This window comes from Vibrio sp. 1F255 (assembly GCF_041439145.1).
GTDB classification, from domain to species: Bacteria; Pseudomonadota; Gammaproteobacteria; order Enterobacterales; family Vibrionaceae; genus Vibrio; species Vibrio crassostreae_C.
This window is the reverse complement of the sequence record NZ_JBGONQ010000005.1, coordinates 79,588-100,955: the sequence shown is the minus strand read 5'-3', so window position 1 is coordinate 100,955 and position 21,368 is coordinate 79,588. Positions and strand designations below refer to the sequence as shown.

General features: G+C 42.5%; 17 protein-coding genes. 11 read left to right on the top strand and 6 right to left on the bottom strand.

Annotated features, from left to right (window positions below):
* Positions 1-292 precede the first annotated feature (292 nt).
* Positions 293-1,201, bottom strand: coding sequence for a S1 RNA-binding domain-containing protein (locus ACED41_RS05240; RefSeq protein WP_017059694.1), 909 nt, complete (start codon positions 1,199-1,201; stop codon positions 293-295).
* A gap of 28 nt (positions 1,202-1,229) precedes the next feature.
* Here ACED41_RS05240 and ACED41_RS05235 point away from each other — a divergent pair, with 28 nt between their 5' ends.
* Positions 1,230-2,585, top strand: coding sequence for a hypothetical protein (locus tag ACED41_RS05235; RefSeq protein ID WP_371724600.1), 1,356 nt, complete (start codon positions 1,230-1,232; stop codon positions 2,583-2,585).
* A 108-nt stretch (positions 2,586-2,693) separates the two neighbouring features.
* On the opposite strand, the gene ACED41_RS05230 is transcribed toward ACED41_RS05235, so the two are convergent.
* Together ACED41_RS05230 and ACED41_RS05225 are read right to left on the bottom strand one after the other, a co-directional pair.
* A complete protein-coding gene (locus ACED41_RS05230; RefSeq protein WP_017059696.1) occupies positions 2,694-3,179 on the bottom strand; it encodes a PaaI family thioesterase in 486 nt (161 codons plus the stop codon).
* Between the two features lie 159 nt (positions 3,180-3,338).
* Complete coding sequence (locus ACED41_RS05225; RefSeq protein ID WP_136974300.1) at positions 3,339-4,226, bottom strand: putative PEP-binding protein; 888 nt, start codon at positions 4,224-4,226, stop codon at positions 3,339-3,341.
* Positions 4,227-4,433: 207 nt separating this feature from the next.
* Here ACED41_RS05225 and ACED41_RS05220 point away from each other — a divergent pair, with 207 nt between their 5' ends.
* Positions 4,434-5,492, top strand: a complete 1,059-nt coding sequence (locus ACED41_RS05220; RefSeq protein WP_017059698.1) for a 3-deoxy-7-phosphoheptulonate synthase — start codon at positions 4,434-4,436, stop codon at positions 5,490-5,492.
* A 12-nt stretch (positions 5,493-5,504) separates the two neighbouring features.
* On the top strand, positions 5,505-5,987 hold the full coding sequence (locus ACED41_RS05215) for a YajQ family cyclic di-GMP-binding protein (protein WP_017063832.1): 483 nt from the start codon (positions 5,505-5,507) through the stop codon (positions 5,985-5,987).
* Positions 5,988-6,174: 187 nt separating this feature from the next.
* Here the strand turns inward: ACED41_RS05215 and ACED41_RS05210 are convergent, their stop codons facing one another.
* A complete protein-coding gene (locus tag ACED41_RS05210) occupies positions 6,175-7,116 on the bottom strand; it encodes a bifunctional precorrin-2 dehydrogenase/sirohydrochlorin ferrochelatase (protein ID WP_017059700.1) in 942 nt (313 codons plus the stop codon).
* A gap of 480 nt (positions 7,117-7,596) precedes the next feature.
* Here ACED41_RS05210 and ACED41_RS05205 point away from each other — a divergent pair, with 480 nt between their 5' ends.
* From ACED41_RS05205 to ACED41_RS05180, 6 genes are all read left to right on the top strand, one after another.
* On the top strand, positions 7,597-8,625 hold the full coding sequence (locus ACED41_RS05205) for an amino acid ABC transporter substrate-binding protein (RefSeq protein ID WP_017059701.1): 1,029 nt from the start codon (positions 7,597-7,599) through the stop codon (positions 8,623-8,625).
* Between the two features lie 71 nt (positions 8,626-8,696).
* Positions 8,697-9,902, top strand: coding sequence for an amino acid ABC transporter permease (locus tag ACED41_RS05200; RefSeq protein WP_017063829.1), 1,206 nt, complete (start codon positions 8,697-8,699; stop codon positions 9,900-9,902).
* Between the two features lies 1 nt (position 9,903).
* The gene (locus ACED41_RS05195) at positions 9,904-11,001 is read left to right on the top strand and encodes an amino acid ABC transporter permease (RefSeq protein WP_017059703.1); all 1,098 of its coding nucleotides are present in this window, start codon (positions 9,904-9,906) and stop codon (positions 10,999-11,001) included.
* A 22-nt stretch (positions 11,002-11,023) separates the two neighbouring features.
* A complete protein-coding gene (locus tag ACED41_RS05190) occupies positions 11,024-11,788 on the top strand; it encodes an amino acid ABC transporter ATP-binding protein (protein WP_017059704.1) in 765 nt (254 codons plus the stop codon).
* Between the two features lie 282 nt (positions 11,789-12,070).
* The gene (locus tag ACED41_RS05185) at positions 12,071-12,736 is read left to right on the top strand and encodes a Bax inhibitor-1/YccA family protein (RefSeq protein WP_017057206.1); all 666 of its coding nucleotides are present in this window, start codon (positions 12,071-12,073) and stop codon (positions 12,734-12,736) included.
* Positions 12,737-12,896: 160 nt separating this feature from the next.
* Positions 12,897-13,226, top strand: coding sequence for a TusE/DsrC/DsvC family sulfur relay protein (locus ACED41_RS05180; RefSeq protein ID WP_371724599.1), 330 nt, complete (start codon positions 12,897-12,899; stop codon positions 13,224-13,226).
* A 59-nt stretch (positions 13,227-13,285) separates the two neighbouring features.
* On the opposite strand, the gene yccX is transcribed toward ACED41_RS05180, so the two are convergent.
* A complete protein-coding gene (gene yccX, locus ACED41_RS05175; protein ID WP_017059706.1) occupies positions 13,286-13,573 on the bottom strand; it encodes an acylphosphatase in 288 nt (95 codons plus the stop codon).
* Between the two features lie 88 nt (positions 13,574-13,661).
* Between yccX and ACED41_RS05170 the strand changes: the two genes are divergently transcribed.
* Together ACED41_RS05170 and ACED41_RS05165 are read left to right on the top strand one after the other, a co-directional pair.
* Positions 13,662-15,065 carry a methyl-accepting chemotaxis protein gene (locus ACED41_RS05170; RefSeq protein WP_371724598.1) on the top strand — a complete coding sequence of 468 codons (1,404 nt, stop codon included), beginning with the start codon at positions 13,662-13,664 and terminating at the stop codon, positions 15,063-15,065.
* Positions 15,066-15,194: 129 nt separating this feature from the next.
* Positions 15,195-16,388, top strand: coding sequence for a class I SAM-dependent methyltransferase (locus ACED41_RS05165; RefSeq protein ID WP_017066319.1), 1,194 nt, complete (start codon positions 15,195-15,197; stop codon positions 16,386-16,388).
* An 85-nt stretch (positions 16,389-16,473) separates the two neighbouring features.
* Here the strand turns inward: ACED41_RS05165 and ACED41_RS05160 are convergent.
* Positions 16,474-21,368: Ig-like domain-containing protein (locus ACED41_RS05160; protein WP_371724597.1), on the bottom strand; the 4,895-nt coding region annotated here is incomplete at its 5' end.

Here is a 21,368-nt window from a genome sequence, read left to right as displayed (position 1 = left end):
CGCACTGAATACACCTTAATAAACAAAAAGCCCAAACAACGTTAATTGTTTGGGCTTTTTCTATTCTATCGGCCATATAAGTCAGTGTGCGAGCGCTTGTAAATCAACAGCTAATTATATAAATATCAATTCAAGTCACTATTTCCAAAAAGAAAAATCGCACTTTAGAGAATCTAAACTATACTTCAATCTAACAGTCAAAAGATTAAAACGATTAGCGTAGGCTCTTCGGAGCCCTTTCCCCTAAGCCCAAACAGGAAGGTTTGGGCTTTTTTTTGACCGAAAGGACCGCTTACTTAACTAAGCTGATACCTTCTTTGTCGATAGTGATCTTGCCAGATTTGTATAGACCACCAATTGTCTTCTTGAACGTACCTTTGCTGGTTCTGAATGCAGAGAAAATAACTTCAGGAGAAGACTTATCATTCAAAGGCAGGTAACCGCCTTTCTTCTCAAGCAGGTCAAGAACCTTAGTGCTTAGGTCATCCATCTTAGCCACACCAACCTTCTGAAGAGACAAATCAATCTTACCGTCTTCTTCACGAACGTTTTTAATGTAGCCTTTTAGTGTTTTACCAATGAACAGCTTACCGATGATGTCAGATGGGAAAATCATACCCCAGTGTTCACCGTTCACGATCGCTTTGTAACCTAACTGGCTGCGCTCAGCGATAATGAGATCGACTTGCTCATTTTGCTTATAAGTCGCAGGCGTGTTGTCTAACCATTTGTTGAACTTCGTTGTACCAACGATACGGCTCGATGCTTTATCGATATACACATATACTAAGATTGACTGACCTTCGTTTAAACGGCCACGCTGCTCGCTGAAAGGAACAAGAAGGTCTTTACCTTTCACGCCCCAGCTCATGAATGCACCAGTGCTGTTAACACCTTCAACCGTCATCAAACCAAACTGGCCTACTTGAGCTATTGGTTTTTCAGTCGTTGCAGCGATCTGGTTGTCAGAATCTATGTATAAGAAAACATCTAGCTTTTGACCAATTTCAACACCTTCAGGAGTAAATCGTTTCGGCAGCAACACGGTTCCATAGTCGCTCGCGTCAAGGAATACACCGAAGTCTGCTTGTTTTACTACTTCTAAGTTGTTTATTTGACCAATATTAATCATCAAGGTTGTCTCTACTTTAAATTTGGCGGAGATTATACGTGATCTCTGATATGCTTTCGCTAGTTTCATTCATATTTTTACATTCTAGGAGACATCGTTGATCACCGTTGATAAACAAGATGCGATAACACTTAAAATTAACCATGCCATGGCTAAGACCAAAAAGCTCGACATGGACGTTTATCTATTCATTCCCGGTGAACTTGGACTGACTCCTGAAGTGCTTTCTGAAAGTGCCTTTTTCTACAGCTCAATCACTCAAAAACGTGCCTACTATAGTGACAAAACACTTTTACCTTTGGTACACAGTCGCTTGGCAAAACGTGGACGCTTATCTACAACACAGTATCGTGTCAGTTTGAGTCTGTTTGCCTACCAATATGTTATCGCGTTAGATAAAGCAGTCAGCAGCTTAAATAAAACTGATAGTGACGACGTAACGGCTGATGAAGTAGATGAAGTCATTGAATTGGCTTTAGATATCTTGAAGAAGCTACGCCGAAGCATCCCTTACGAAGAAAATCTCAAGCGCTACTACGCTAATATCGATAACTACCTATCTTGGTATACCGAGCAAAAGTTCCTATCGCTAGTTTCACACATGCCACGAGGTAGTGAGTATTCAACGATTAAAGAACGACTCTTAACGCTTTGTGATAAAGAGACCGCGCACCGTAAACTGAACCGCTACAACTCAGCAAGAGTTCGAGAGGACGTTACCCGCTTGAGTAACAAGATGCGTTTGCTGCGTCGTTTGATTGAACACCCTATCGTGCTTAAAGAAAAGACAACGTCGATGGGTAAGAACGTTAAGCGTGCCGTGAAAGGCATCGCGACCGGTTTGGTGATGGTTGTCGTGACCACTACTGTGATCTTGGCTCGTGACTTTCTTGGTGAGATTACCGCCTCTTTCATCGTGGCAATGTCTTTCATTTACGCACTGCGTGAGATCTTTAAAGATGACTTGAGAGACATCCTTTGGCGCTGGCTGCGTAAAGGCAAGCCAAAATGGAAGCGTCGTTACTATGATCCAACGACCAACAAGTCAGTAGGCCATAAACTGGAATGGTTGGACTACGCAAATTTTTCTAAGCTTGCAGATCGCATTCAGTCGATCCGTAAAAAGCGTGTGGTACAACGTGAAGAGCAAATCTTGCATTACCGCTCTCATACTGAGATGTCGACATCGACCTTTATGAGTGGTTATGAGGAGACTCGTGAAACGTTATCGATCAGCCTCAGAGCGCTGACACGGTTGATGGATAAAGGCTCAAACAAGATCTACCGCTTGAATGAAGGACAAGTGAGCCGCGAATCAGTAGAAAAGCGTCATCTTCTCAACCTGATCATTAAAGAGAACAACCATGATAACAAACCAACCTACTACCGTTGGAAGATCGTTATGAACCGTTCAAAAATAGTTGATATTGAGCAGATCACTCAAGAGTCATAGAGCCGTTATAAAGTTCTCTATAACGGTATGTGGAAACCATTCACATACCGTTGTTTTATCTCTTCAACGTTACCCATGACTTCTAAACCAAAATCTATTATTTAATCGCTATTTTCTTGAAGGGACTTTCTTAATTGAAAGCGTAAGCGTGAACTCCGCCATCGGCTCGTCACCATGTAAAGATGGGCAAGTCGCGATAATGGTTACGGGTTGATTGACCCGTTCTCCGGTCGACATGGTTTCTGCCAGCATAGTGTTGATCAGCTCACCGTCGTTACAAGTGAAATGCACATCACCTTCAGGGCGCTTCAAAAAGTTACCCGTCACCTCTTTAAAAGCCAACGAGATCTTTTCACCTTGCTGCTGAGATTTGCTCATCGCAAGAAACCCACCCGCGACATCCGCACCTACAGCCAAAACGCCAAAGTACATACTGTTAAGGTGATTCTTAGTACGCCTTCTAAGCGGGATTTTCACTTCAACATGTTGGTTGTCCAACGCGAGTAGTTTTGGTCGGCACAACCAGATAAGTGGGACTTTGAAAAAGCCAAACATGCTTAAGTAGAAATTTGCTTTTTGTAGAGGGGTCAACATTCGAATTACCTAGCCAAGTTAGTCATCAGACCAGTTAATCGACTAGCGATAAGAATGTCAAAAAAATGTTACAAAAAAGAGATATCATCGCACAATGATATCTCTTTCATTCTCAAAGCATTAGCGCCTTAAGTCGGCTTATCAGGCAAGCTAATCGATTTACGCAGTCACGACCGTTTCAACACCTTCAAGGTCAGCAATGTAACCTTGTAGACGTGGATAATCGACTAAACCTTGCGTAACTAGCAGCACTGGCTTCTTCGCGTTCAGGGTTGCTTTAACAATCATATCCAACAAGGTAATAACCGCTTCGTTTTGTGGATCAAAAGCGTGTTGCTGAGCTTCATTGTGTTTGTCTACGCCTAAAGTGAAAGACGCTAAGCTATCAACGTTTACCACTACACCATCGAAGTAATGCAGTAAACGTTCGCTCAGTAGCACTGCAGACGGCACATCGCACGAGAACAGTACTTTCAAACCGTTAAGGCCGCGTGGTAGCCCTTGCTCGGCAAGCAGGTCAATAATCTTAGCGGCATCGCTTAATGTTCGTACATAAGGCACAACCACTTCAACGTTAATACCCTGCTCTCGCAATGTTTTAATGACCTGACACTCTAAAGCGAAAGCCTTGCTGTATTCTGGTGTTGCATAGCGAGCAACGCCACGAACGCCTAGTGCTGGGTTAATCTCTTCAGCTTCACAGTTCCCGCCAAGTAGCGAACGGAAGCCATAGCTGTCTGCACTACTTAATGCGATACGAACAGAAGTGTGATTTGGCTGAACGGCAGCTTGAATGGCAATCACTAAGGTCGAAACAAAATGCTCATCGACAGTTTTATCGCCAAGGATCGCATCTAAAGACGTTTTTTCAATATCAGTCAAAGTATCTAAGTGACTCTCGATACTTGGGTGATAAAAGACACGATCCATCACCAATTCTGATAGTGAAACGTATAAGTGGTTGGAATTATTATTATCGTTATAAGAAGGCAGCACATCACCTAAGACAAGTTCTGGGTGCAAAGTGCTTTGATTTTCTTGAGTCATTGCTGCTCCAGCATTTTTATGTTGTGTTCAAACGAAAATACCGATAGCTGCCTGTTAATACAAGTGAAAATCCCTTATTTGACGCTGGCCTGCTGATAAAAATAAGAATATTAGCAATAACTGAGATAACTTTGACTCAATAGAGTTTATTCCTCTGTTCAATTCCGTTATCTTAACCACTTCGCAATAGAATAAAAAAGCTATCACATGCCATTAAAAACTGATGAGTTGAGAACCCAAGCTCTGGGTCCTATGCCAACTCCTGCCGAACTAGGCAATGCACACCCTATTACTGACGACGTTGCTGAGCGCATTAAAAATTCTCGCCGCCAAATCGAAGATATCCTAACTGGTCGTGATAACCGCCTATTAGTTATCGTAGGCCCTTGCTCTGTTCACGATACAGATGCGGCACTTGATTACGCTGAGCGCCTAAGCAAAATTCAAGACCAGTACAAAGATGAACTGTTCGTTGTAATGAGAACCTACTTCGAGAAGCCTCGTACTGTTGTAGGTTGGAAGGGTTTGATTACAGATCCTAACCTTGATGGTTCATACGCACTTGAAACAGGCTTGAACAAAGCTCGTAAGCTTCTGCTAGATATCAACAAGCTTGGTCTAGCTACCGCGACTGAATTCCTTGATATGATCACAGGTCAGTACATTGCAGACCTTATCACTTGGGGTGCGATTGGCGCTCGTACAACTGAATCTCAGATTCACCGTGAAATGGCTTCTGCACTGTCTTGCCCTGTTGGCTTCAAGAACGCGACCAACGGCAACATCAAGATTGCTATCGATGCAATTCGTGCAGCACATGCTTCACACTACTTCTACTCTCCAGATAAGAACGGCCGCATGACGGTTTACCGTACTTCTGGCAACCCATACGGTCACGTTATTCTACGTGGTGGTGATAAAGGCCCTAACTTCGACGCTGAATCTGTAGATACTGCATGTAAGCAACTGGCTGAATTCGATCTACCTCAACGTTTGGTTGTAGACTTTAGCCACGCTAACTGTCAGAAGCAACACCGTAAGCAGTTAGAAGTTGCACAAGACATTTGTGAGCAAATTAAATCTAACAAGAACCAAATTGCAGGCATTATGGCAGAGAGCTTCATTATTGAAGGCAACCAGCCAATGACAGACATTAACAACCTAGAATATGGCAAGTCGATTACTGACCCATGCCTAAGCTGGGAAGATACTGCAACAATGCTAGACATGCTTGCAACAGCAATTAAAGATAGAAACTTAGCTTAAGGAAACAACACAATGCCATCATTTGACATTATCTCTGAAGTAGAAGCAGTAGAACTGCGTAACGCAGTAGACAACGCAAACCGTGAACTATCGACTCGTTTCGATTTCCGCGGCGTTGACGCAAGCTTTGATTACAAAGATGAATCAGTAAAATTGACTGCTCAAGACGATTTTCAACTGAAGCAAATGCGCGATATCCTTCGCAGCAACCTAACGAAGCGTAATGTTGATCCTAACGCGATGGAAGCGAAAGCGGCAGACCAAACAGGTCGCACTTGGCACCAAACGGTTATCTTTAAGCAAGGCATTGAAACTGATGTCGCTAAGAAGATCGTTAAGCTAATCAAAGACAACAAAGTTAAAGTTCAAGCTTCTATCCAAGGCGACAAAGTTCGTGTTACTGGTAAGAAGCGTGATGACCTACAAGCTGTTATGGCTCTAGTTCGCGGCGGTGAACTTGGTCAACCTTTCCAGTTTGACAACTTCCGCGACTAATTTTTGAGTTTGAGTGACCGCCTATTTGGGTTGCTCATTCATCAGCACAATGTCGTGTTTGAAATAGCAAAAAGCCACTTCTTTTGAAGTGGCTTTTTATTTATCTGGTCCAGCTTTAGTTTTATTCCGAGCCTCTAGCCGATTTAAAACAACCAGAAAGCTCTCATTTCAACTAGAAGCAACAGCCTCAACTGAGTACTTGGGCTGCTGACAATTTTAGGTCTTTGCCGACCAACAGATTAAACTCTACGCTTGCTGGTGGAATAAACACACACACTCGTAATTTCTCTGCTCTTGCTTGCTCAAGCTTTGTTGATAGCTCTCCGCTGTTGGCGTAGCTCTCTCTTTCTGCATCTCGGCGGCACAGGTCGATAAATTCAAATGGACAATCGCTCGGTGAAAGTACGAGCTCTGCCTCCTGCATCAAACGTAAAGCCTTCATAGACAACAGCTCGACATCTTGCTCGAATTCAATCCAAGTGACCTGCCCTTCGCTATCAATGCCTTCGGTTAGCGCTTGCTGGTAGTAAGACTCTAACTGCTCTCTGTCATTCACCTGCTCGATAAAGCTGGATGACAAGAAACGCTCCCAAAATTTACGACGCTCGTCGACGGTTGGGAATGACTCTTTGATTGAATTGCGTTTTGATGCACCGAAGTCTGCTATCAAACCTATGTTTTGTGGCAATACCGTTTCGAGTTTTTCTCTGATATTTCTTACTAAAACAGGTGATGCCCCGCCACTAGAGATGGCAATTTGGATTCTGCCGCGATTTATCATCGAAGGTGTGATGAAGTCGCAGTAAGGAAGATCGTCAACCACATTGACTAAAATGCCCAGTTTTTTCGCATCATTATACACTTGGTGATTCAAGCTTGGGTTGTCTGTTGTGGCCCAAACCTGCAAGTAATTTTTCGATATGATCTGTGACGAGTAAAAGTTTTGAACCCAGTGAAGCTTGTTCTCGTCCACAAGCTGCTTTAAGTAAGGCGCTACCTTGGGAGAGACCAAAGTCACATCCGCTCCCGCTCGTAGTAAGCTATCGACTTTACGGCAAGCAACCTCACCCCCACCAACCACTAAGATTGGCTTATTTTCTACATCCAAAAACATTGGGAAATAACGCATGTTCTTCCTTGAGACTACTTCAATAACTATTCAGCCATGCTACCAAATTTGGAGCATATTCATAACTATCGAAGTGTAATAAAAATATTTATTGACCAAATTTCAACATTTCTTAAGTTTAATATTTCATCATTGTGATGTGGATTCAGAATATTTATCTAGTCGATTATCAATATAAAAATCTAAATCTCGTTGCACCAACAGTGTGAACCGTTGCACTATTTACATTCACTTAACATTTGGTCATTCTAATTGTGTTCGGATTTGTGATTTCATTCAAAATTCTTTTTAAATTATACATTTGTGAAACTACGGATCCTTTCCTAACCTTATAAACAGTTGTTTAAATCGCACACAGTTTCATTTGCAAAATGCAACTCGTTTAATTTGAACAACAAGGTCATAGAAAACGCAACACATAAGAGAAACTCAAACGAGCACGAGTATCAGGTGTCACCTGGTTAACAAGGAAGGATACAAATGACAAATAAACTAACACTTCTTGCTTCAGTAGTAGCTGCATCAACTGCGATGATGGCAACATCGGCATCAGCGGCAGAAAGCACTCTGGACAAAGTCACATCTCAAGGATTTCTAACTTGTGGTGTAAGTACCGGTCTTCCAGGGTTCTCTAACCCTAACTCAAAAGGTGAATGGGAAGGAATTGATGTTGAGTATTGTCAAGCTCTTGCAGCGGCTGTACTCGGTGATAAGACTAAAGTTAAGTATGTACCTCTAACAGCAAAAGAGCGTTTTACTGCGCTTCAATCTGGCGAAATCGACGTACTATCTCGTAACACAACATGGACATTACATCGTGACACTGCTCTAGGTCTGAACTTCGTAGGCGTTAACTACTACGATGGTCAAGGCTTCATGGTTAAAAAAGAACTTGGCCTAACAAGTGCTCAAGAGCTTGATGGCGCTTCTGTATGTGTTCAATCAGGTACAACAACTGAACTTAACCTAGCCGATTACTTCCGTAACAGTGGCATGTCTTACAAGCCAGTGGTATTCGATACGGCAGCACAAACATCGAAAGGTTTCGACGCAGGTCGTTGTGACGTGCTAACGACTGACCAATCTGGTCTATACGCACTTCGCCTAAACCTAGCTGATCCTAAATCTGCAGAAGTACTTCCTGAAATCATCTCTAAAGAGCCTCTAGGCCCTGTTGTTCGTCAGGATGATGATCAATGGTTTAACGTTGCTAAGTGGACACTTTCAGCAATGATTAACGCGGAAGAATACGGCATCTCTTCTAAAAATGCAGACGAAATGCTTAAGTCAAAAGATCCAAACATCAAACGTATTCTTGGTGTAGACGGTCCTAAAGGTAAAGGCCTTGGCATTCGCGACGACTGGGGTTACCAAGTAATTAAGCAAGTTGGTAACTACGGTGAGAGTTTTGAGCGTACTGTTGGTACAGGTTCTCCACTTCAAATCTCTCGTGGTGTAAATGCATTATGGAATGCGGGCGGCTTTATGTACGCTCCACCAATCCGTTAATAAATTTTCAAGCATCAATTAGGGCGGAGTTTTCCGCCCTATTTATTAAATGGATTTGAGGTTATAGTAGTATGAAACCTAATGAAACTATTTCTCCAGCTCAGGCAAAGCCACAGCCCAAAAGTGCCAACTTATTTTACAACCCCACTTTTCGCTCCATCATTTTCCAAATTATCGCCGTCGGGGCGCTTTGTGCTTTCTTTTACACGATTGTAAATAATGCACTCACAAACTTAGATTCCCGTGGTATCACCACTGGTTTTGATTTTCTCTCACAAGAAGCTGGTTTTGGTATCGGCTTAACACTGATTGAATACGACGAGACCTACTCATACGGTCGTACATTCTTTATCGGTCTTCTCAATACCGCTTTGGTTTCAGTACTCGGCATCATGCTAGCGACAGTGCTGGGCTTTAGTATGGGTATCGCTAGGCTCTCTTCAAACTGGCTAGTTAGCCGATTTGCAGCTGTCTACATTGAGATATTCCGAAATATCCCTCTGCTATTACAAATCTTTTTCTGGTATTTCGCCGTTCTACAAGCCTTGCCTTCTGCTCGTCAAAGTATGAGTCTAGGTGAAGCAATTTTCTTGAACGTACGCGGGTTGTACTTCCCTGCTCCAGTCTTTGAGCAAGGCAGTAGCATTGTCATCGCATCATTGATTGTCGGTATTATCGCTACGTTTATTATCAACATCTGGGCTAAGAACAGACAGAAACTGACCGGCCAACAAACACCGATGTTGCGAATTGCCGCTGCGTTGATTTTAGGCTTACCGTTGATAACTTACTTTGTTATGGGCATGCCTATCTCTGCAGATTACCCTGTGTTGAAAGGGTTTAACTTCAAGGGTGGTGTTACGATAATCCCTGAGCTTGCTGCATTGATGCTCGCTTTAAGTATCTATACAGCAGCGTTCATTGCTGAGATTGTTCGTTCAGGTATTAACGCGGTAAACCATGGGCAAACTGAGGCTGCGATGTCTCTAGGCATCCCACGTTCTAGAACTCTAAAGCTTGTCATTATTCCACAAGCATTAAGAATCATTATCCCACCACTAACCAGTCAGTATCTAAACCTGACCAAAAACTCATCACTTGCGATGGCCATTGGTTATCCTGATCTTGTCTCTGTATTTGCAGGAACAACACTTAACCAAACTGGACAAGCTATCGAAGTAATCGCGATGACAATGGGCGTCTACCTAACCTTGAGCCTATTAACGTCCGCTCTAATGAACATATACAACCGCAAAGTAGCGTTGGTGGAGAGATAAGATGAGTACACATCAATTTCAACCTGATCTTCCGCCTCCAGCGAATACCGTTGGGCCAGTCGGTTGGTTAAGAAAAAATCTATTTAATGGACCTATTAACAGCGTCGTCACTGTGATTCTTGCTTACTTTGCTTTCACCCTATTATGGGCAATAGCGGATTGGGCATTCATCAGTGCCGACTGGATAGGAACCACACGCGATGCCTGTACTAGCGAAGGCGCTTGTTGGGTTTTTATCAGCGTTCGTTGGGACCAATTCATGTATGGCTTCTACCCAGAAGCTGAACTGTGGCGACCTCGCCTCTTCTACGCAACGTTGGCCATTTTTGTAGCCTTACTGGCTTATGAAAAAACACCTAAACGTACGTGGATTTGGTTGTTCTTCGTCAACATCTACCCATTTATCATTGCCGGCTTGCTATACGGTGGCGTCTTTGGGTTAGAAGTTGTTGATACCCATAAATGGGGCGGCCTATTGGTTACACTGGTCATCGCACTTGTTGGTATTGTAGTGTCACTCCCTATTGGTGTTGCACTTGCTCTTGGGCGTCGCTCAGAGATGCCGATCATTCGCAGTATGTGTACCGTATACATCGAAATTTGGCGTGGCGTACCGCTCATTACAGTTCTATTCATGGCTTCAGTAATGCTGCCACTCTTTTTATCAGAAGGGACAGAAACCGATAAGCTCATTCGAGCACTTGTAGGGGTAGTTCTATTCAGTGCAGCCTACATGGCCGAAGTAATTCGAGGTGGTCTACAAGCAATACCAAAAGGCCAATACGAAGCAGCTGATGCTCTGGGGTTAAGCTACTGGAAAAAGACCGGGCTTATCATTCTACCTCAAGCTCTTAAAATCACGATTCCTTCAATTGTGAACACCTTCATTGGTTTGTTTAAAGATACCAGTCTTGTTTTGATTATTGGTATGTTTGATGTACTAGGAATTGGCCAAGCCGCGAATACCGACCCTGAATGGCTTGGGTATTCAACAGAAAGTTATGTATTTGTCGCGTTAGTGTTCTGGGTGTTTTGTTTTGGCATGTCGAGATATTCGATATGGCTAGAAAACAGACTTCACACCGGTCACAAACGATAATTAACAAGATCAAGGACGTATTATGACGCAGCAGACAGAAAACAACTCTCAAGGTCTTATGATCGAGTTGAAAGACATGAACAAGTGGTACGGTGAATTCCACGTACTTAAGAACATCAATTTAGAAGTTAAAAAAGGCGAGAAAATCGTTATCTGTGGCCCTTCAGGCTCTGGTAAATCAACGATGATCCGCTGCATCAACCGATTAGAAGAGCACCAAAAAGGTCATATCTTCGTTTCAGGTAATGAATTAACGGAAGACCTAAAGAACATCGAAGCCGTGCGTAGAGATGTCGGCATGTGTTTCCAACACTTCAATCTGTTTCCACATCTGACGGTATTAGAGAACTGTACTCTGGCTCCAATCTGGGTCAAAAAGATGCCAAAAGAAGAAGCCGAAGCGATTGCAATGAAGTACCTAGAGCGCGTAAAAATCCCTGAGCAAGCGGACAAGTTCCCAGGTCAGCTTTCAGGTGGTCAACAGCAGCGTGTAGCTATCGCTCGCTCTTTGTGTATGAACCCTCAAGTGATGCTGTTTGATGAGCCAACGTCGGCGCTCGATCCAGAAATGGTTCGTGAGGTGTTAGACGTAATGGTTGAGCTTGCAGAAGAAGGCATGACGATGCTTTGTGTAACGCACGAGATGGGCTTTGCTAAAGAGGTCGCGGATCGCGTTATCTTCATGGATGCCGGTGAAATCATAGAAGAGAACAACCCTGTCGATTTCTTTGAAAATCCACAATCAGACAGAACGCAGAACTTCTTAAGCCAAATCTTACACCACTAATGTGTTATGATGCATAAACTACAGAGGCGGCTTAGGTCGCCTCTTTGTTTTCAGTGTTATAATTAGTTTTTCAAGATTATAAACAGCGATTCAGTGCGATTAAAATTGAACAACGAACCTTAACTGCACTTTAAGAAATACTTTGTTACACCTTCAGAAACACTTAACCGACTATTTTGATTATTATTTTACGTATACAAGAGGAATGAGAGACTTGATTTTTCGAACTTTCACCCCCATAAATGTACTAATAACTATTGAAGTCACCTTACGAGGAAGATTATGAACAGCCCTATGTTTTCACGCACAGCATCTCAAGAAAGTGCTCTGCAAACCAATAAAGTGTTGCGTAACACCTACGCATTACTGTCTATGACACTACTTTGGTCTGCTGTTGTAGCAGGCGTATCCATGGCGATGAACCTTCCTCGCCCGGGTCTTATTATCATGCTAGTTGGCTTCTACGGCCTACTTTTCCTAACAGAAAAGAACCGTGACAACAGCATGGGTCTAGTCTTCACATTCCTATTTACAGGTTTCTTAGGCTACACCATCGGTCCAATCTTAAACATGTACGTTGGCGCAGGCATGGGTGATGTCATCCTAACTGCACTTGGCGGTACAGCACTGGCGTTTATGGGCGCATCAGCTTACGCACTAACAACTAAGCGTGACCTGTCGTTCCTTAATGGCATGCTATTAGCTGGTTTCGTAGTACTACTTGTAGGTATGGTTGCAAACATCTTCCTACAAATGCCTCTACTATCATTGGCAATGAGCGGTATGTTCATCCTGTTCTCGACTGGTGTTATCTTGCTTACAACGCAAAACATCATTCGTGGCGGTGAAACAAACTACATCTCTGCAACGATCAGCTTGTACGTATCGATCTACAACATCTTCATCAGCCTACTAAGCATCCTAGGCATCATGGGCAGCGACGACTAATCGTTCCCATCATTGAAGAATATCTAGCCCAAGAGCCTACCTCTTGGGCTTTTTTGTATCTATAAGTACGATATTTCATTGGATAGCTATAATTTCTGTTGAGAAAGACAAACTTGGTCATGTACCCTATCCGCATAGTTAATTGGATTCTGGATTAAACATGTTTGAATATAACGGCAAGCAAATCGAAACCGACGCTCAAGGCTACCTATTGGATTACACGCAATGGGAAGAAGGCATGATTGAAATTCTTGCTCAAGACGAGGCGATTGAACTTACAGATGCACACTTAGAAGTCGTACATTTTGTAAGGAGCTTTTACGAAGAGTTCAACACCTCACCAGCGGTTCGCATGCTCGTTAAAGCAATGGAAAAAGCTCACGGCCCAGAAAAAGGCAATAGTAAGTACCTTTTCAAGTTATTCAAAAACGGCCCTGCAAAACAAGCGACCAAGCTCGCCGGTTTACCTAAACCAGCAAAGTGCTTGTAAAACCTAACCCGCTTTAGGTCATTAAGTTACGTTCAATATAAAATACTGTAGTGCTACAACTACAGTATTTTAAACGCCCCTATGCGTACGTCTTGGCGCTCACTATCTTTAACTTGATGCATCACAACGTTGTCTACTGTTGCGCTCGAAGGGCCAATATAGAGCCAAGCATGTAACTTCTCAATTTGCTGACTCTCTCCGACAACTAACACTTCAACTCGACCATCATTTAAGTTCTTTGCATAACCTGAGAGACCCATAGCTTGCGCCTGCCTACTGGTGTGGTAACGGAACCCAACACATTGAACTACGCCTGACACGACAAAAATATATTGTGAACTTTCCATAACGTTGCCTCATAAATTATATGAATGATATAGTCGAGTTTCTATTCATTCACCGCTTATTGGTGGACTTACTTCGAGTATAACGATTATGAAAGAAATCCCATTTCGTTGGATTGACAAATATCTCATTCACCTAAAAATCCAAGAAAAGTTCTATCTACTCTTCTTATTGCCACTTCTCGCCCTGGTTATATTAACTCTCGTTTTAGATAATGCCGCGGACTCTTTACTTGCTCACCTTTATCAAGAAGAAATGCTCTTGATGAAAGGGCTTATCGAAGCGGGTCAACTCACTAAAGATCAAGTAGCTCAGCTTGTCAGCAGCTCTGAAACCATCTCTTTAGGCTACGGTGCTGGTTCTGTTTCAGTGATGAATGGAGCGTTCAGCCTAGTTGCTAACCATGACCAAAACCTTTGGTCTGCTCTATCGACGACTCAGGTTTCTATCATCGCTGTAACCCTAACGCTTATCGCACTAGGTGTTTACTACATCATGACCTTTATTGGCGGCGCGATGTTCTCTATGAACAAAGCTCTGAACACGCTTGCGAATGGCGACTTAACTTGCCGCATGAACTACTTCTTAGTTCGTGACGAGTTCAGTGAAATCGCGATTACAATCGATAAAGTCGCTAAACGTGAACAAAACATGGTTCTATCAATCCAAGAGTCTGTCGCTCTCATGCAGCAAATTAGCTCGGACTTGAACCAGTCAACACAACAAAGTTCAGACATCTCAGGTAACCAACAGGAACACCTGAATAGCTTGGCAAGTGCAACGGAACAAATGGCGGCTACGATTCGCGAAGTCGCGACTCTTGCTCATGAGTCTAGTTCACAAACGATGGACGCTCGCGGCGTTGCTCAAAGTGGTCAAGTCAAGGTTTCAAATACACTGGAGTCTATCTCTAGCCTATCTCAAGAGATCCAGTCCGCTTCACAAGCAGTAGAAGAACTTGATGCCAACGCGGCGCAGATCGATGAGGTGGTCGCAACCATCAATGGCATTTCAGAGCAGACCAATCTACTCGCATTGAACGCGGCTATCGAAGCCGCTCGTGCCGGCGAGCAGGGTCGTGGATTCGCTGTTGTTGCCGATGAAGTTCGTGCCCTTGCAGGTCGTACTCAACAAGCAACTGTTGAAATCCAAAGCATGATTGAATCATTACAACGTAACAGCCAATCACTAACCAAACTGATGGAAATAACGGTAAACAACGCTAATGAAGGCCAGACACTGATGTCAGAAGTGAATGTCGAGATCGGCTCTTTAGCAGAAAAGAATCAATCTATCTCAGACAGTAGTACTCAGATTGCTACAGCCGCGGAAGAGCAAGGTGTTGGTGCAGATAACATAGCTCAAAGTGTTGAGGAGATTCGTCATCAGTCAGACAGTATCTGCGAGATGATCAGTAAGAGTAATTCCAATGTTGACCAACTTCGTAAACAAAGTGATACGATGGAAGGTTTGCTGACAGGTCTCAAAGCTTAATACTTATATCTAGCCAGTATGTGTTGATTAATCATTACTAGGGCTGCTTGTGCAGCCCTTTCTTATTTGCTTTTCAACTGTACTTCCTCGACAATACCCCTCCTTCAAATTCAACAAACAGAGTAAATTATGACTCCTTCAATTCATCTAGCTAAAGGCCGTGACAAATCACTACGCCGTAAACACCCATGGGTATTTTCACGCGGTATCGATAAAGTCGAAGGCGAGCCAAAATCAGGTGAAACTGTAGACGTATACACTCAAAATGGTCAGTGGCTTGCAAAAGCGGCTTACTCACCGGAATCTCAAATTCGAGCTCGTGTTTGGACATTTGAAAAAGAAGAAATCAATAAAGCATTCTTCGTAAAACGAATTCAAGACGCGCAATCTTTGCGTGAAGATATCATTGAACGTGATGGTCTAACTGGCTACCGCCTTACTGCAGCAGAGTCTGATGGCCTTCCCGGTATCACAATCGACAAATATCAAGATTTCCTCGTATGCCAATTACTTAGCGCCGGAGCTGAGTTTAATAAGAACATACTTGTTGAAGCTTTAATTGAATGTTTCCCTGACTGCAATATTTATGAGCGTTCTGACGTAGCAGTCCGTAAAAAAGAAGGCTTAGAACAAGTTGTTGGCGTACTTCACGGTGAAGAACCACCTAAATCAGTGGTCATTGAAGAAAACGGTGTGAAAATCAGCGTAAACATTATCGAAGGCCATAAAACGGGCTTCTATATGGACCAACGTGATAGCCGTAAAGAATCGATGAAATACGTTAAAGGCAAAGATGTCCTTAACTGTTTCTCGTACACAGGTGGTTTTGGTCTGTATGCCCTTAAAGGTGATGCTAAGCGTGTAATCAATGCAGACGTTTCTCAATTAGCTCTTGATACAGCTAAGTTCAACGCTGAGCTGAATGAGTTCGACATCTCGAAAAAGCGTGCAGTATTCCTAAACGCAGACGTATTCAAACTACTTCGCGAATACCGAGACCAAGGCACGAAGTTCGACGTAGTGATCATGGATCCACCAAAGTTTGTTTCAAGCAAGAATAACCTAACTTCAGGCGCTAACGGCTACAAAGACGTTAACATGCTTGCGATGCAAATCCTGAAACCAGGTGGCACTCTACTCACCTACTCTTGCTCTGGCTTAATGGGTACTGATTTGTTCCAAAAAATCATTGCTGATGCAGCATTAGATGCAGGCCGCACTGTTAAATTCGTAGAACGCTTCGAGCAAGCAGCCGACCACCTAACAGACACTGCCTACCCAGAAGGTTTCTACCTGAAAGGTTTTGCTTGTAAGGTTCTTTAATCCTTGAGCTTTTGACTCTATTATTTTATATGACGAAACAGACATATTAAAAAAGGGCCTTTCGGCCCTTTTTGTTATTCATGAATTAAGAGTTTGGTAGGTTAGTCATTAGTGAATTTACTAAATTCGTCAATTCATCACCGGAATAAACACCAGAAGAATCGACGTCAAAACCACTAAGATTACTTGCTTGGCCCTGCAATACTATAGTTTGAGAACCTTGATCATTAGTAATGGTTAACTCTAGGTCTTGGTTGTTATCGCTAATCTTAGCTGACAAATGTTCAAGAACATCATCCATTGTATTTTCATCATGAAGGAGTTCAGACAAATCAATACGGTCACTGCCCACTTCAAAGTCAGTAATAACGTCTCGATAGTTGTTCAAAGGTTCATCAACCCACTTGAAGATATCATCACCGTCGCCACCAGTTAGAATGTCATCACCTAAGCCACCGATTAAGATATCGCTACCGTCGCCACCGAGTAAGATATCATCGCCCGCAGCCCCTAGTAGTACATCATTACCAGCATGACCTAAGATAATGTCATCTTGTTCAGTACCCTGGAACTGATCATCACCTGTCGATGCGTTAAACGAAGAAGTAGGTGCAACATTCACCTCACCGCTAGGGCTTAGATTTAATGTAATAAGTTGCTGTGACTGAGCGCCTTGACTGTCTTCTACAGTTACAAGGATTTCAAATGCAACCGCTTTACCGGTGTCACTTGCTGTGCTGTCACTTGATGGTTGGAAATAGTATGAACCATCTTGTGCAACTCGAAATTCTCCGTAACCAATATCAACAACCAGTTCATTCCCAACACTGTCTTTGGTAAATGTTAGACCTGTTGGCAGGTTAATGGTGTTTCCATCAGTATCGACTTTCTGAATCACTGACGCTTTGCTCTCATCAATCATTACTGCTACTGCATCTAGGCCAGATAGAGATAGCAACAACGAACCAGCAATACCGATTGTTGGACGAAGTTTTGGTAATTCCGTTGTGATTAGAGAGTCTGGTATATAAACAACTTTACCATTGTTACCAGCGACTTCTTTAAGACCACTCTCAGGCACATTATCTGAGCTACCGACTCCAACGGCAGTCACATCTTTATCGGCAATAAAGCTGTCCCAATCGCTGTTGGTATCACTGTCCCAATCGCCATTGTCTCGACCGTCACTTAAGAAGTAAACAACGTCATTGGTATCGTCAGATGACAAATTTGAAACTGGGTTAGTATTGTAACCAGCGATTGCTGCCTCTACGCCATCTTCATAATCCGTTCCGCCTTGCGCATCGAAGATACCGTTATAATTTCTCTCATCTACTTTTTCTTGAGCGGTGGTAAGAATAGCTATAGCTTCAGCTACTGTCTTCCAACCAGTATTCGTCGCTCCAGAATCAAAGTCTATTAACTGTACCAGAACATCTTCACTGCCTTCTTGATCAGCCACGTTTTGCAAGAGATTAATTGACGCTTGCAATACGTACTCAATTCTCATATCGCTTAGACCACTGGGAGTACTTGCCATACTTCCAGAAGAATCAATAATCAGAGTAATGACTGTTGTTGGTTCGCTCCCGCCTTGATCTGCCATGATATCGTTAGTTTCAGCAACATTAACACTAGTACTCGCTGTTGAAACATTTTCATTCACATCTACAGCAACGACTTCAACATCAACATCTAACTGTTCACCTGAACTATCTCTTACTGCAAGATTGTCATAGCTAATATGCTGTGTAGTGTCACCTTCAATATCAATGACCCAGACAGATTCATCACCAATGGTTACGAAACCACCAAGAACATTACCAGTATCTTTATCAATAATTTCTGCAGAATCTGGTAACCCGGAAATTCTAACTTCGTCTAGGTACTCACTTCCGTCTGTATCTGCTACCGAAGCTGTTACTGTAAAGCCAACATCTTGAAGCACATTGAATGTTCCGTCTTCATTAAGTTCAACAATAGCATCTGCAAAAATTAAACGTTCAATTTGATACAGTTTATCACCAGTACTACCCCATTCAGGAGTATCACGGTTCAAACTATCCACGATAGTCCAATCATGTTGTGTCGTCGTGTCACCAACAAAAGTTAAATTGTATTCAGAAAAATCACCTTCATATACTGCAGTATCAATAGCACTTTCAGCATCCAATGAACCAGTACCACCAGAAAGATGATCATCACCATCACGGCCAACAAAAATATCAGAACCTGTACCTCCTGGGTTTGTATTAGCATCTCCAATCAAACTATCACCAGAGCTTACATCAGAACCAACGATTAAATCATTTCCTACAGTCCCCGTTGTTTGACCATACTGATTCATTACAGTATGACCAAGTTCAGCATAATCACTTTCAGTAAAACTGGTGTTAGCATCAGCATTAACAAGCTTAGTATGCAATGCATCACTAATCACAACATTTGAAGTATCACCAAATACCGCAGTAACATTAGGCTTATCAGCCACGGCATTCACAACAAGTGTTGCTGTACCTTCGCTCGACTTAGCTCCATCAGAAACAGTCACAGTAAACGGTACGCTATCGAAATGTTTATCCGAAGCTGGTGTAAACTCTGCAGAGGTCACTTTCCCTTCTGAATCTGTTACAAGCTGAACCGAACCATATGATGGGTCAACCTTGACATCTGTAATAAATGTCTGGTCTCCATCAGCATCAGTAATATTGAGCTTATCCAGAGACAAACTAACCACCTGATCTTCATTAGAAGCATCAAGCTGAGAGTCATTCAAGACTGGTGCTTTATTTGTTGAATCCTGTGTACTTGAAGTTGAAATGGTTATAACACCTGTATCGGTTCCTTTGTCACTATCTGTAGCTTCATAGGTGATTTTTTCAGAAACAATCGTATCTACAACTTCAACACCTTGCAATGTGATATTAGAGTTCGATCCATTTGATTGGTCCCCATTAACTGTGTATACACGAATCTCATCAAACCCACCATCAAGCTGGATATTTGCAGTGAATTCACCGCTTCCATCATAAACGGCAGAATTAGTATCATCATCAAAGATGTAAGGGGCATTGCCTACCTGAACACCATCTTTAAATAAGATAACTTGTATCTCAGCATCAGCAGAATTGTTATCGGCATAGTGAGCCCAGACACTACCAAAATCGATATTAACCTCAGTTACTGTTACCTCAGTGGCGTTAGAATCACCAACCTTAGTAAAGTCTATCGAGATAAAATCTTTAGTTGAAACATCAAGTTCTTTATCACCTACACCTAATCCTGACTCATTTTCCTCACTATCATAATGCAATGTTTCAGCTGTTAAATTGCTAGATGAGTCTGGTCTATCTCCATCGAAAAGACCACCAGAAATGATTACACCACTATCTAATGTATAAGATGTTTCTGAACCATTTATATTGTTAAAATCTTCTGATGCATCAAAAGACAGGTCTGAGTTTATAGTCTCATCAAGTACATATTCGATTTGGGTGTCTTCAGTTAGAACTGTATTTTCATCAACTAATGTACGAGTATCACCATCAACCACATATAAAGAACCAAGCTCAGGAAGATCAATAATCGAAAGTTGAACATCTTTATTATCAGTACTGCTTAAATCGTCTTCAGCGTCACTTACGTGAGAATCGAACGTGAACTGTGCTGTCTGCTCTGTACCTAAGTCAATACTAAAACTAGATGCACTAGGGTCGATATTGGTAGATAACGCATCAGTCCCAATAAATTGCGTGCCTGCAGGCTGATTTTGATATGTTAACTCTGCATCAATATTCAGCTCACCGTCTACAACCGTATCCATATCAACATCAAAGGATAAGGAGCCAGAATCTATATCAGATTGAGTAAGAACTTTAGTTTCAGTAAGTTGACCTTCAACTTCTATCGACAGCGTGGCACCGACTGCAGCACCAGCTGGCAGTGTCACATTATATGAAACCACAGGTCTATCACTGTTAATGAATTCGTCTTCATCCCTTACAATAGTAACTGAAGGGGCAAAGAGTTCTTCAACAGTTTTACCACCATCAGTGAAGTTGAAGTTTTCAAACTCGATGAAAGTGTTCACATCACTATTGCTTTCAGTGATAGTCACTGAACCATCAGCGTTTAACTGTACTAAAGCTGAATCCAAAGAGAAATCAAACACAGCGGTATCTGTACCAGAGCCACCATCTACAACTAATCTGTTATCTATGTCGTCTACTGTGGCATTAAATTGATCATCTCCCCCACCAAGTAAGACGAAGTCATCTGTAGTTTCTTGCTGTGCTGGGTCAAAATCACCATGGTAGTAATGTACGGTATTCGATGATTCACTAGTGTTACCGTAATTATCAACTTGTTTGGCTGTAAAGAATTCGTTGTCATTAACTGACGTAGAAACCAGGTTCGATATATCAGTGGTCCAGTTACCATTACTGTCGACTGTAATCGGAGCTACATTCACCTGATTACTGTCTTCATCGAATAGTAATATTGTTAAGCCAGGCTCACCAGTACCACTCAATGTAACTTCAGAATAATCACTAGCTGCAGAATCATCTGAGATATTTGTAATTACAGGAGATTCCGGAATATCTGTGAACACAAAGTAACGCTCTGTATTAGAAGCAACAAAATCGTTACCAGCATCGTCACTTCCAGTCACAGTAGCGGTAAGATCTGCAGGGTTACCCATAATAAGATTCGAACCATGTGTGACTAACTTGAACGTATTGTCAGCTAGAACTACCGTCGAACCGATAAAAACTTTGCTATCTCCAACCCCCAAGTAAATATGTACAGTATCCCCTTCACTTGCATCACCAGAAACTTTACCTGTTATCTCTTGATCAGATGAAGCTTCTTCAGCATTAACAATCCCATCACCAGTAACTTGATCGATATCTATACCTGCTCCTGCTTCGGTATCGATGATGACTTCAAGCTCGGTCGACGTCGCGCTATTGCCCGCAT